The sequence below is a fragment of the Muriicola sp. E247 genome (assembly GCF_041358175.1).
Classification (GTDB): domain Bacteria; phylum Bacteroidota; class Bacteroidia; order Flavobacteriales; family Flavobacteriaceae; genus Muriicola.
Window position 1 is genome coordinate 84,618 of the sequence record NZ_JBGKBE010000010.1, and the last position, 13,581, is coordinate 98,198.

The window sequence follows — 13,581 nt, forward strand, 5'->3', positions numbered from 1 at the left end:
CCAGTGGCGTCTATATAAAATAAAAGTCCGGTACATATTTGCACCGGACTTTTATCTTTTCTGGGAGTTGATTCTTATTCCATGACCGCATCAACAATACCGTATTCCACGGATTCTTCTGCACCCATCCAGTAGTCTCTATTAAAATCTTTCATGATTTTTTCAAAGGTCTGTCCACAATTCTCCGCCAGAATCTTAGCCCCTAATTCTTTTGTTTTAATGATCTCCTTGGCCTGAATCTCGATGTTGGATGCCTGTCCTCTTGCACCTCCACTGGGCTGGTGGATCATCACCCTTGCGTGCGGCTGTATAAACCGTCTTCCTTTCTTTCCTACAGATAATAGTATAGAACCCATAGATGCCGCCAGACCGGTACAAATTGTAGAAACCGGGCTTTTCAAAGATTTTATGGTGTCGTAAATTGCGAATCCGGAGGTGACATATCCTCCCGGACTATTGATATAAAGCTGAATTTCCTTGTTATTCTGCATATCCAGATACAGCAATCTGTCAATAACATGCTTGGCTGAATCATCATCAACCATACCCCATAGAAAAACTTTTCTCTCCTGCAGTAATTTGTCGTCAATTGCTTCCTGTACCTTTCCCTTTTTAGCACCCATAATCACATTTTATTTGACTTCAAAGGTACGCATTTACCCCAAGTTTTACCAAGTGAGTTTGCTTCAAAAAATAGGCTTATCAACCCTCTAATTATCAGTAATTTATAACAGCTGCAATTAAACTTCGATTTTAACATATGGATCAAAATGTGCATTTCATCGGATTTCTTGCAAAGCGACAATAACTTATATCGAAATCCTTAGTACCGTACGAACCATAATAATTTAAATTCAACCTTGTAATTTCAGGAAATTCTAAAACAAGGATCAAACCCTTATCTTTGAAAAAAAATATCATGATAAAGAATGCACTCTCCCTGGCTTTCCTTCTGCTCTTTCTTTTAGCCTGTAAGACTGATAAAAAAATTACTCCGGTAAAAGAGGAAACTATTTTGGAAAAAGTAGCCAACGCACATGGCATTGACCGATGGAACGACGTAAAAGAGATCCGTTTTACCTTTAATGTAGATCGGGATACCATGCACTTTGAACGCCATTGGGTATGGAACACTAGAAGTCAGGAAGTACAAGGTATTTCCAGAGGGGACACTATCCTCTACAACAGGAAGGCTGTTGACAGCCTTTCCAAAAAGGCAGATGCCGCTTTTATCAACGATAAATACTGGTTACTGGCCCCTATCAATATTTTTTGGGATCAAAATAACCTTACGTACAAGTTTGAGGAAAATGCCCTGGCACCTATTAGTAATGATTCCCTTTCAAAACTTACTGTAGTCTACGGAAATGAAGGAGGGTATACTCCCGGGGATGCCTACGATTTTTACATGGGAGACGATTATAAAATAAGGGAATGGGTTTTCAGGAAAAGTAATTCTCCAGAACCTTCAAGCATTACTACCTGGGAGGACTATGCCGATCTGAACGGGCTGAGTATATCCAGAATGCATAAAAATAAGGAGGGGAACTTTTCTCTTTATTTCACTAATGTGGAGGTAATTAATTAACACCACATTTTCTTTATTTTACTTTCTTCTCTTTAAAAGAAGGGTTGTTCCCAATACTGCGATTACAGCAACCAGGAGAACCGTAAAACTAGTGTTAAGGGAAAATTGTTCCGCCAGAAATCCCAGGATTACAGGCCCTACTAAAAATCCTGAATATCCGGTTCCGGCGATAAAAGCTACCCCCTGAGAAGACTCTACCCCTTTTACATTTCCCCCGATCCTGAAGAGTTCAGGAATAATCACCGAAAATCCGAGTCCGGTTAAGGCAAAGCCTACTATAGCCAGATAGGTACTGGCTAAAAGCACGAATAAATACCCTAAAATGGCTATGGATGCACCTAGTGCTACAATCTTAACTGAACCTATACGCGCACTGATGGCATCTCCCAGAAATCGACCCAGGGTCATAGTGACCTGAAAACCGAGAAATCCCGCCCCCCATAGCGTTTCAGGGGCTAATGTTATTTCTTTGAGAAACAAGCCACTCCAGTCTACTATAGCACCTTCACTTCCCATAACAACAAAAGAGACTATTCCGAGGAGCAAGAGAGGCTTGAAATTCTTTAGCTTAAAAGGTTCTTTTTCAATCGGTGCTGCTTTTATATGCCGATAGCGTTTATGGAAAATAAGATTGATGGATAAGACAAGGAAAATTGCCGCCAGCATATGCAGCATCCTGCTTTCAAATACTAGGATTAGAAAGCTACCCAGCCCTGCCAAAACACCCCCGAGGCTAAAGAAGCCATGAGACGCAGACATAAATTTCTGCTGGTCTTCTTTTTCGATTTCCGTGACAAGTGTGTTCATGGAAATATCCAGAAAGCCGTTAGCCGATCCAAAGAAGAACAGGGCAAGGGCCAGGGTGATAAAACTATTGGCCATCAGGGGAAATAAAGCGGTAAAGCACAACAATAAGATCCCGATCCAGGTCGCCCTTCCCACACCAAGAAAATTCACGATTCGCGACGCTACAGGGAACACTGTGAAAACCCCCAGGGAAAGAAAGAACAAGGCAATTCCCAGGGTCGCCTTATCGATTCCCAAATCCTCTTTTACCAAGGGTATATAAATGGCCCAGGTACCGAATAGTATATTCAGACTGGCGAAGGCCCAGGCCGGGCCAAAATATCTGGGATTTGTTAAGATGAGTCGAAGCGACCTCATAGGTGTAAAATTATTAAAGAGGCCTTCTTTTTAAGACTCCTCGATTCCTTGCTTCAGAATCTGTCCAAAGTGATACATATCTTCAAAAGAACAATAAAAGGGTGCAGGGGCCAGACGGATAACATTGGGCTCCCTCCAGTCTGTGATCACACCATTTTTCATAAGGTAATCGAAAAGCGACCTGCCTTCTCCGTGTAAAAATACCGAAAGCTGAGTACCTCTGGCCTTTGGTGTAATAATCTCAAAGGAGCTGTCTACTTCCTTATCAATTTCACGAAGGATAAATTCAAGATAGGCAACTATTTTATTTCTTTTTTCAATCAGTGCCTGCATACCAACCTCTTCAAACATTTCAAGGGAAGCCAGGTATGGGGCAAGGGCAAGAACAGGGGCGTTACTGATTTGCCAGGCATCGGCGTTATCCATGGGATCGAATTCCGGTTGCATCAGAAATCGCGTTTCCTTCTTGGTTCCCCACCAGCCCTCAAAACGGGGAATATCAGTACGGCCGTGGTAGCGTTCGTGTATAAAAACGCCCGAGGCATTTCCTGGGCCACTGTTCATATATTTGTAACTACACCAGGCCGCAAAATCAGCATTCCAGTCGTGCAGTTTAAGTTCTACATTTCCAACAGCATGTGCAAGATCCCATCCTACATATGCTCCTGCCGCTTTTCCGGCCCTTGTAATGGCTTCCATGTCGAATACCTGCCCGTTGTAGTAATTCACTCCCCCCAGAAGAACGAGGGCAAGTTCATCTCCAACTTCTTCAATTTTTGCCAGCACATCTTCTGTACGCCAGAAGTGTTCGCCTTCCCGCTTCTTCACTTCCACCAGGGTGTCGGAAGTGTCAAGGCCGTGAAATTTAATCTGACTCTGGAACATGTACTGATCAGAAGGAAATGCTTTTTCTTCACAAAGGATCTTGTATCGTTTTTGTGTAGGCCTGTAAAAAGTAACCATCAATAGATGCAGGTTAACCGTGAGGGTATTCATTACCGAAATCTCAGAAGATTTAGCTCCAACAACTTTGGCAAGTGGTTCTGCCAGCCTTTCATGGTAATCCCACCAGGGCTTTTCTGCATGAAAATGACCTTCCACAGCCAATTCCCGCCAGTCTTTCATGATTTCCTCTACAAAAGCTGAAGTACTTTTGGGTTGCAGCCCAAGGGAATTTCCCGTAAAATAGATGACATCCTTTCCATTTACTTTTGGAAAATGGAATTGATCCCGGTAAGCCGCCAATGGATCCTCCGCATCGAGTTGTTGTGCAAAGGAAAGCGTATTCTGAAAGGTCATAGACTTCTTTTTCTCAAAAATACAACAACACTTATGAATCAGCTATTCTCATAAAGAATTCATGCTAATGAAAAGTCAGTCTCATCTCCACAATATGCTTTTTAAAACCAGCTTTGGCATAGGCCTTTAAAGCCGGGATATTATCCTCATAAACTGTAAGACGAATTTCATGCAAGTTGTTTTGATACGCCCAGGCCTTTAGTTCCTCTATGATCAAATTGTTAATGCCCTTTCCCCTGTATCCGGGAAGGGTATACATGAATCCTAAATATGCATAATTCTCATGATCGAGATAATTCCTGGCAGGACGACTTAAAGCATATCCCGAACTCACAATAGTACCTTTGTCTTCTGCAACCACTACCTTAACCTCCTTGCTCTCAATATAGCTTTGCAGGTCGTAGTAATGGATTTTTCCATCTCGGATGGTAGGGTCGAAGGGTCGTTCAGCCTCAATCAGCTCTTCTTCAAATTGCAAAAGAACAGGCAGGTCACCTAAAACAGCATCGCGAATCAGTATCTCGTTCATATCAGGGTATGTTTAACCGCCTTCAAAGTAGCCCAAAAAGCCTATTTTTACAAAAAGAATGGCATGCATTTTTTATCAGACAGCCTGCAGCAATATCTATCAGATCATACGGAAAATGAACCGGATTACCTGGCTGAATTAAGCAGAGAAACTCATCTGAAAGTGCTTCAACCAAGAATGATCACAGGGCACTACCAGGGCAGGGTACTCAGTATGCTTTCCAAAATTATCATGCCGCAGCGTATCCTGGAAATAGGTACTTACACGGGCTATTCGGCTCTTTGTCTTGCAGAAGGCCTTCCGCATACCGGCGAATTGCACACCATAGACATCAATGAAGAACTGGTGGATATTCAAAGGAAGTATTTTGATCGATCGGGCTTCAGCAATCAAATCATACAACATACCGGAAACGCTCTGGAACTTATTCCCCAACTACAGATCGAATTCGACCTGGTCTTTATCGATGCAGAAAAAAAAGAATACCAGCGTTATTTTGAGGTTGTGCTCCCAAAGACGAGACCCGGAAGTATTATCCTTTCAGATAATGTATTGTGGTCCGGGAAGGTAGTAGAACCCCTCGATCCTTCGGATAAAGCGACAAAAGCTTTATTAGACTACAATAAAATGTTGAAGGAAGACCCGAGAATAGAAACTGTAATGCTCCCCGTCAGGGATGGCTTAACCCTAAGTAGGGTACTAGGATCTTAGTAAAAACCCGGTAAAAAATAAATGCCATCAGCAAACCGACCAGGGCTCCAGCGATCAGGTCCAGGGGATAATGTACCCCAACATAAATTCTGCTCAAGGAAAACAAGAGGGGCCAAAGGTAAAAGACCCATACCCAGGAGAGTTTGGAACGGAGAAAAAGAACTACCAGAGTTGCGATCGCGAATGAGTTGGCGGCATGACCTGAGAAAAAGCTGTAGTCCTCCGGTCTGAACAGGATACGTACAAGTCCGCTGAGTTCTGCTGTATTATTAGGCCTGAGGCGACCTACATATTCTTTGGTGAGGTACATCAGGGCCATCACAAAACCGAAAAGCAGGACGGTCATCAGAATCATGGCCAATGCATCTTTCCCTTTAAAATGGCGTAGAAATAAAATAAAAAAGAGGAGTATCAGGGGAATCCAGGTGGTAGTTTGGGTTACCAGTGACCAGAACCAGTCGTATTCTTCAATGCCTAGGCTATTGAGGTAGATGAATGCATTGCGATCCCACTGTAACAACCTCTCCCACATCCGGTCCTTTACTTTCTTTTGATAGTTCCGGAGACGTCTTCGATATTCTTCTTCACCTGATTCATCTCCTTTTTAATGTCATCAGTAATACTCGTATCGATCCCTTGTTTTTCGGCACTTTTCTGAATCTCCTGTTTGATATCTTCGGTTGCATCTTTCAATTGACGCATGCCTTTCCCCAGTCCCTTGGCAATTCCCGGGATTTTGTCTGCGCCAAAAACCATCACCACGATAAACATGATAAAGAAAATTTCAGCACCGCTAATAAATAAGACCAGGATCAAATTCATAGTACAAATATAATCAAGTTTAAGCCCTTTTATAAAATAAAACGATCCCGAACATAATTGTCGGGATCGTAATACTTACAACAAATTTTTTTTAGTCGCCTTTTATCCCCTCCTTAAACTGGTTAAATTCTGAAGGTGATTCTTTTTTGGGCCAGCTGTTGTTTGTGACATCAATATCTGCAGTCTCGGCCCGTGGGTCTACTGTAATGGCCACAATTTCAGTTTGTGAAGCAATGACACGCCTGAACTCGGCATCATTTTTACGCCAGATCTCCGGTGGGTAAGTTACCTGTTCGGAACTTCCATCCGAATAAGTGTACTCCACGATCAAGGGCATTGGGATACCTCCTGGTTTGTCAAAGGTTACTTCGTAAAAATACTTAGGTTCTTTTACCCTGGCTCTCTCTTCTGCCGTGAGGTTATCCATCATGAATTCTTTCAGGGAAGATGAAACTTCACTCGGTGCTTTGCCAACCATTGTCGGGTCTATTTCATCGGTATTTTGCTCAGCAAGATACACAAGGGGAGGATAGTCTGATTCCGTCAGGTTTCTCGATGTCATATATTCCTGCATTTGCTTTCCGGGCTTATCACTAACTACAAATTTCTTCACCCCTTTCACTCCGATATCGACAAAATCAGTCGTATAAAACCAACTTCTCCAGAACCAATCCAGGTCTACCGCAGAAGCGTCTTCCATGGTGCGGAAGAAATCCTCCGGTGTAGGGTGCTTAAACATCCAGCGCTGTGCATATGTTTTAAAGGCGTGATCGAACAATTCCCTTCCCATTACGGTTTCCCTGAGGATATTCAGGGCGGTTGCCGGTTTGGCATAGGCGTTAGGGCCCAGTTTGTAAACGTTTTCCGGATTAGACATGATAGGCGCTATCGTGGTTTGGTCCCCACTCATATAAGGCACGATCTTAGAAGGATCTCCCCTTCTGGAAGGGTATTTTTTGTTAGGAGTTATGACTTCCGGAAAGGCCTCTCCAAATTCCTGCTCTGCAAGATATTGCATGAAGGTATCAAGTCCTTCATCCATCCATCCCCATTGACGTTCATCTGAATTAACGATCATAGGAAAAAAGTTATGACCCACTTCATGGATGATCACACTAATCATCCCGTATTTTGTCCTGTCTGAATAGGTCCCATCTTCATTAGGCCGACCGTAATTCCAGCAGATCATGGGGTATTCCATCCCCTGGTTTTTAGCATGTACAGAAATGGCTTTGTGGTATGGATAATCAAACGTATGGGCCGAATACGACTTCAGAGTACTGGCAACTGCCTTGGTTGACAATTCTTCCCAAAGCGGATTTCCTTCCTTGGGATAAAGCGAAACCGCCATGACATCCTTATTGCCAATTTTTACCGCCTGCATGTCCCAGATAAATTTACGGGAAGTGGCAAATCCGTAATCCCTGACATTTTCAGCCCTGAATTTCCAGGTCTTTTTCTTTTCAGAAAAACCCTTTTCTGCTGCTTCTGCTTCTTCCTGAGTTACAATCAGCACGGGTTTATCATATGATTTTTTTGCCTGCTCATAACGCTTTATCATCTCCTTACTGAAGACTTCTTTACGGTTAAGCAACTCACCTGTAGCATCGAGGATATGGTCTGCCGGAACCGTGATATTCACATCGTAATTCCCGAAAGGAAGTGCAAATTCACCACTCCCCCAGAACTGATGGTTCTGCCAGCCTTCTACATCACTGTAAACTGCCATACGAGGAAAGAACTGGGCGATTACATAGGCTCTGTTTCCATCTTTTTCAAAATACTCATAACCAGATCGCGCCCTGTCTACGGTATGGTCCGGTATGTTATACCACCATTTTACCGAAAAGGATACTTTCTCGCCAGATTGCAGTGCTTCGGGTAAATCTACACGCATCATTGTCTGGTTGATGGTATAAGGAAGTGGGTTGCCATTACTGTCTTTTACAAATTCAATATTGAACCCTCCGTCAAAATCTTCCTTGAGATATGTCTTTGAAAACGCTGCTGTGGTATAAGCCACTTTCAGGCTGCTTGAATTTCTAAGTGGAGATTTAGAATCTCTGGATCTGACGTTTTGGTCGAGTTGCAGCCATAGGAATTCCAGGGCTTCGGGCGCATTGTTGTGATAGGTTATCGTTTCTTCCCCATATATCCTTGCATTCTTATCATCAAGCTCGATGTCCATCTTATAATCAGCCTGTTGCTGATAATAATCAGGCCCGGGAGTACCGGAAGCAGATCTGTACATATTCGGGGTTGCAAACTCCTGGTACATCTGCCTGAATTTACTCTCATTCAGGTGGCCGGGATCTCTTTCATAAATCTTCTCTTCCTGAGCAAAAAGGACAGTCGCAACAAGAACGAGGACTGCCGTAGCATAATTTTTTATCTGATCCATATAATTAATTGTGATTTGATTTTTTTCCGGCGCGGAAAATAGGATTTTTCAGGGAGAATTAACCTTGACTTTTTAAAAATTTAACATTCCCTTATTGCTTTCCCTGATCAGTACGTAACTCTTTTTTCTATCGCCTATTTTGAAATGGAGGATATTCTTCTGTTCCTCAAAGACATCCATCAACAGTTCGTTTTGAATTTCTATAGATTTCAGTTTATCCAAAGAAATTCCCGGAATCTCAAGAAAGAGGATCATAAGGTCACTGTCTGTCTTTTTTCCCAGGTATTTGTATTCTACCTTACTTCCATTAATTCGAACAACGAATTTTGCCATGAGATACCTTTCTACAATACCGTCAGTTTCCTTTACCTCCTTTGAGGTCGCCAAAAAAGTCTGAACATCATATCGTTCTAACAGGGCCTTTTCCAGGTCATCAATAAAAACCCGACTCGTAATTTGGATAGCTTCCTCCGGTGCGTAATATTCGACCTGGGTAACACTTACATAGAATTTATGTACGCCAAAGGCGATGAGCAGCGGTATGATAATGAAGTAAAGTCCTTTCAAGAATATTTATCTAAAGTTTCAATTATTTCAAAAGCAATTCCTGTGCCAGGTATGTTCATTCGAGCTGATTATTTTCCCTGTATGCTTTGCTTTTCACCTGGAGGAGGTTTAAGATGGCTATATGATCATCTGTAGCGACAATAGAATCAAACTTCTCATCTACTTCACAATAGTACATAAAATCGTCAATCCGCTCGGCGGGAATTCTCAGTCTCTTTACAAAAATACTATCGGGATAATAATTGCGGACCTGTTCTGTAAGCAGGTATTTTTGATCTCTCGCCACTCTTTTTTTGAGCATTTTGGTTCGTCCCGTGATCATATTGATCAAAGGATTAAAAGGAACCGCAGTGAGCATACCTATTTGAAAAGGTCCCATGGATGCTTCTTTGAGCAGACGTTCACTTTGCATCAATGGCTTTACGTACGCATTGGGCAGACCCAGGGTTGATGCGGTTACCACCGGCTCTGTTTTTATCCCATTCATATCCCTTCTCAAATCGCCTGTCAGGTTATAAGGGCGTACCACTACCTCATCGAGTTCATTTACAAATTCCTCAAGGGTAATATAAACGAAACTACTTTCTAATATAGATGCTGAAATGACCAGGCTCTTTCTCTGATATTGTACGGCTGAGAAAAGAAGTGTATCCCCCATAGTAACTGAGATGGCAAACCTTCCATTCTGGTTAGAAATAGTTGCTTCCCCTGCAGTTATATTCATGATATGCACATCGGGCACTCCCTTCCCTTCGAACATAGTCTGGCCTTCCAATTGAAAATTGAAGTAAGATTGTCCGCTCAGCAGGGAACAGCAAAAAAGAAAAACAGGGAAAAGGTAATTATTCCTCCACATCGAGTCCCTTTCTGAATTCCTTACTTTGAGTGACCAGAAATTCGATCAGTTGAAATTCATTGTCCTTCCTCAGAAGAGATTGGGCAGGAAGCTTGCTGTCGCAATACAGGAGAAACGCATCGATCTTGTCCTGGGGTAGCTGGAGATCGCGCACAAAAAAATCATCGTCATACACCTGCCGGAGCACTTCGCTGACCTTTAACGGCGTTCTTGCTGTTTCGGCATTGTCATTAGAAGACAGGAACAAGGCCTTAAAGATATTCTTGAAATTAAGTCCGTCCTGCATCCCCCTTACTGTGGGATCCAGAGCGATATTCTGCACCTCTGCGGTGGCGTCGGTTTCATAAGCGTACTGCTTGAATTCCTCATTTTGCAACTGCAGGAATTTTTTCTGATTTTCCGGGCTTACAGTAACCTCGTCGAGTTCGGTCACTTTTTCGTTGACCTCCACTACAAGTCGATTTTTCCTTAAAATATCGGCCGTTACTTTCAAAATCTCGATCTGGTAGTTGATGGCGGTAAAGACCAATTCATCTCCTTCTGCAACATAGATCAGAAACTCACCCTTATCGTTGGTGATCGTAGCTTTTTCGGTAGTTGTATTGATAACGTTTTCATTGGGAACAGGTACATTCCGGTAGATCACCTGCCCCCTCAAAGGTCTGCGATCATCGGTTTGAGAAAAGCCAAAGGAGAGAAAAAAGAGTGCAGGTAAAAGAATTAACAGTTGTTTCATGTGTTGCATCAGTGCGTAGAGCACCCATTTGAATTATAATTGAGACCGGAATCCCTTGAGTGGATAAAGAAAAAATAAGTTCGACTCATAAAAAAATAATGTGTCATAAAACTTATGTTAAAAAGTACTATTCTCCGTATCCGTAATCAGGGTATTATTCAAGAAATTACGAAATTTTAGGGAAATAAAGGCTTTGTAATCAATACAGGGTGATTTACCCATTAATTATGTATTTCGGGGTGTATCTTTAGTCCGATTCCGATATAATTCTACTTTTGTAGTTGCCATCTTTGCGATGTAAATTTTTGATGATGAAACGAAGAATTCTACTGACCTTACTATTCATGGTCTTGTCTGCCGGACTTTATTCACAGATTAAGATCGGTGACAATCCGCAAAATTTGGATCCTTCTTCCGTCCTTGAGTTGGAAAGCTCTAACCGGGTATTCGTCATAACACGTATCAGTACAGCTGAAATGAATGCAATTACTCCTTTGCCCGGGGCCATGGTTTACAATACGGATGAACAATGCCTCTTTTATTATGAAGGCACAGAATGGATCAATCTCTGTGATGCACTCAGGCTCACCTTTACGGCAGACCCTATTGTCAACGATTACAGTACAATTGTAATCACAGAAAGTGCGGATAATGTCAATTTTGAAGTACTCGAAATACGGGGACAAAACATTGTCGATTTTACGATAACCAGTGTTGATATTCAGAACAATGCCATTACTTCATCAAAACTTGCGCCCGATTCTGTAGGGAACGAGGAATTACAGGACAATACAATCACCGATGACGAAATGGATTACTCACAGGTCACTCTGATTGACTTCACCAATGACGCAGGGTATATTACCAGCGCGGCTATAGTAAGTGCAGATGCAGGGAATTCCATCATCCCCGGGAGCGATAACGGGGCATTTTTAGATCTCACCCCTGTACAAACCGCTTTAAACGATCTGGATGTAGCGGTTACCACTATCTCTTTAGTGGATAATGGGGATGGGACTTATAGCTTTTCCGATTCGATGGGAAATATTCAGTTAATAACTACCAACGGACTAACAATTACCAATACGGTGGCCGGTAACCTTATCGCAACAGTTACTTTATCAGACGGCAGTAGTACGAATATCAACGAAACTATTACCAGCCTTACTGACACTGGCGACGGTTTTATTACCTATACCACGGAAGATGGAACCCAGGAAACTGTAGCCAAGTCTGATATGGCAGACAATGGAGATGGGACTTATACCTTTACCAATAATGATGGTACTGATGTAATTCTTAATACCAACGGACTTACCATAACTAATACGGTACCCGGTAATTTAATTGCAACACTTACCCTTGCAGACGGAAGTAGTACTTCTGTAAATGAAACCATTACGGCCCTTACAGATAATGGGGACGGTCTTATCACTTTTACCAAGGAAAATGGTGGTCAGGATACAGTGGCCAAATCTGATATCACTGATAACCTTGATGGTACCTATACATTTACGAATAATGACGGATCTGACGTAATCTTATCTACTAATGGTTTAACTGTGACCAATACTATAGCTGGAAATTTGATTGCCACTCTTACTCTGGCTGATGGCAGCAGTACAAATATCAATGAGACCGTTACCAGTATCATTGATAATTCAGACGGATTTGTCACCTTTATAAAAGAAGATGGCACTCAGGATACTGTGGCCAAGGCGGATATCACGGATAACCTTGACGGCACCTATACATTTACTAACAATGATGGTGTAGATGTAACCATTACTACAAATGGCCTGGTTGTTACCAACACGGTAGCCGGTAATTTGATTGCCACCCTCACACAGGCCGATGGAAGTAATACGGATATCAATGAGACCATTACAGCTTTAGTTGACAACGGAGATGGATTTGTCACTTTCACCAAAGAAGACGGCACTCAGGATACTGTGGCCAAGGCCGATATCACTGATAATACCGATGGTACTTACACCTTTACCAACAACGATGGTGTGGATGTTATTCTCGATTTCAATGCAGCTGCTCTGCCTTTTGATAATACCATTCTTGGCAATCTAACCGCTACTGATGTGCAGGCCGCGATTGATGAAGTAAGTACAGCTGTAGCCGGGGGGTCTGATGATCAAAATATCTCAGGTTCCGTACTAATTGGAACAGACCTTACCATCGGTATTGAAAATGGTACAAATGAAATAGTGGACCTTTCCAGTTTAGTTGATGATGCAGATGCAGATCCGGCAAATGAATACAATACAGCTTTAGCCATGAATGCAGGAGCCCTTGAAATAACAGATATCGGGGCTACACTTTCAGAAAGCTTAATTAGTACAGATGCAAATAATGACCTGCTTTTTGGGGTAGATGGCCGACTTTACGTAAATGTAGATGCTGCGGCGAGCGGGGAGACCAATACTACTATTCTGGACAATGGAGATGGCACTTTTACCTACACGAATGAACTTGGGGCCGCAGAAATAATTTCAAAAGCGGATCTCATAGATAATGCCGATGGCACTTACACATTTACTAATAATGATGGGAGTGACGAAACCATCGACACCCGGGCAGCCAGCAATCCATATGATAATACGATTACTGGACTTCTCATTGCCTCAGATGTGCAGGGTGCTTTGGATGAATTGGCTGCGGGGAGCGACAGTCAGGATATCAGCACGGATAATAGTCCAGGTAATATTTCTATACAAAATGGAAGTACCCTCACATTGAACGTGGACGATGCAGATTCTGATCCTACGAATGAATTACAGACTTTATCCCAGGCAGGAAATAATGTAACCCTATCTGACGGAGGAGGTACAATTTCTGTGGCCGACAACGATAATGACCCCACCAATGAAAATCAAACCGTTTCAGCAGGTACAGC

At 42.4% G+C, this 13,581-nt stretch carries 13 protein-coding genes; 3 read left to right on the forward strand and 10 right to left on the reverse strand.

Going from position 1 to position 13,581, the window contains the following annotated elements; translation table 11 throughout:
* Positions 1-74 precede the first annotated feature (74 nt).
* The gene (locus ACA086_RS13240) at positions 75-623 is read right to left on the reverse strand and encodes a ClpP family protease (RefSeq protein ID WP_371003821.1); all 549 of its coding nucleotides are present in this window, start codon (positions 621-623) and stop codon (positions 75-77) included.
* A 296-nt stretch (positions 624-919) separates the two neighbouring features.
* Between ACA086_RS13240 and ACA086_RS13245 the strand changes: the two genes are divergently transcribed.
* Positions 920-1,588: a hypothetical protein gene (locus tag ACA086_RS13245; protein WP_371003822.1), complete on the forward strand. Its 669-nt coding sequence runs from the start codon at positions 920-922 to the stop codon at positions 1,586-1,588.
* An 18-nt stretch (positions 1,589-1,606) separates the two neighbouring features.
* Here the strand turns inward: ACA086_RS13245 and ACA086_RS13250 are convergent, their stop codons facing one another.
* The 3 genes from ACA086_RS13250 to ACA086_RS13260 form a co-directional block, all read right to left on the reverse strand.
* Positions 1,607-2,752, reverse strand: a complete 1,146-nt coding sequence (locus ACA086_RS13250; protein WP_371003823.1) for an MFS transporter — start codon at positions 2,750-2,752, stop codon at positions 1,607-1,609.
* A gap of 30 nt (positions 2,753-2,782) precedes the next feature.
* A complete protein-coding gene (gene kynU, locus ACA086_RS13255) occupies positions 2,783-4,051 on the reverse strand; it encodes a kynureninase (protein WP_371003824.1) in 1,269 nt (422 codons plus the stop codon).
* Between the two features lie 64 nt (positions 4,052-4,115).
* The gene (locus ACA086_RS13260; RefSeq protein ID WP_371003825.1) at positions 4,116-4,580 is read right to left on the reverse strand and encodes an N-acetyltransferase family protein; all 465 of its coding nucleotides are present in this window, start codon (positions 4,578-4,580) and stop codon (positions 4,116-4,118) included.
* Positions 4,581-4,643: 63 nt separating this feature from the next.
* Here ACA086_RS13260 and ACA086_RS13265 point away from each other — a divergent pair, with 63 nt between their 5' ends.
* The gene (locus ACA086_RS13265; protein WP_371003826.1) at positions 4,644-5,291 is read left to right on the forward strand and encodes an O-methyltransferase; all 648 of its coding nucleotides are present in this window, start codon (positions 4,644-4,646) and stop codon (positions 5,289-5,291) included.
* On the opposite strand, the gene ACA086_RS13270 is transcribed toward ACA086_RS13265, so the two are convergent.
* The 6 genes from ACA086_RS13270 to ACA086_RS13295 all read right to left on the reverse strand — a co-directional run bounded on the left by ACA086_RS13270 (position 5,251) and on the right by ACA086_RS13295 (position 10,673).
* Complete coding sequence (locus ACA086_RS13270) at positions 5,251-5,823, reverse strand: phosphatase PAP2 family protein (RefSeq protein ID WP_371003827.1); 573 nt, start codon at positions 5,821-5,823, stop codon at positions 5,251-5,253. The genes ACA086_RS13265 and ACA086_RS13270 overlap by 41 nt on opposite strands.
* Before the next feature lie 8 nt (positions 5,824-5,831).
* Positions 5,832-6,113, reverse strand: a complete 282-nt coding sequence (locus ACA086_RS13275) for a twin-arginine translocase TatA/TatE family subunit (protein ID WP_369747144.1) — start codon at positions 6,111-6,113, stop codon at positions 5,832-5,834.
* Positions 6,114-6,204: 91 nt separating this feature from the next.
* Positions 6,205-8,514, reverse strand: a complete 2,310-nt coding sequence (locus ACA086_RS13280; protein ID WP_371003828.1) for a M1 family metallopeptidase — start codon at positions 8,512-8,514, stop codon at positions 6,205-6,207.
* 72 nt (positions 8,515-8,586) lie between these two features.
* Positions 8,587-9,081 (reverse strand): DUF6702 family protein, encoded by a 495-nt coding sequence (locus ACA086_RS13285; protein ID WP_371003829.1) that lies wholly within the window; start codon positions 9,079-9,081, stop codon positions 8,587-8,589.
* Between the two features lie 55 nt (positions 9,082-9,136).
* Entirely contained in the window at positions 9,137-9,841 is a 705-nt protein-coding gene (locus tag ACA086_RS13290) for a hypothetical protein (protein ID WP_371003831.1), read from the reverse strand.
* A gap of 82 nt (positions 9,842-9,923) precedes the next feature.
* Positions 9,924-10,673 carry a carboxypeptidase-like regulatory domain-containing protein gene (locus tag ACA086_RS13295; RefSeq protein ID WP_371003832.1) on the reverse strand — a complete coding sequence of 250 codons (750 nt, stop codon included), beginning with the start codon at positions 10,671-10,673 and terminating at the stop codon, positions 9,924-9,926.
* 311 nt (positions 10,674-10,984) lie between these two features.
* On the opposite strand from ACA086_RS13295, the gene ACA086_RS13300 reads away from it, so the two are divergent.
* On the forward strand, positions 10,985-13,581 hold a 2,597-nt coding region (locus ACA086_RS13300), incomplete at its 3' end, for a beta strand repeat-containing protein (protein ID WP_371003834.1).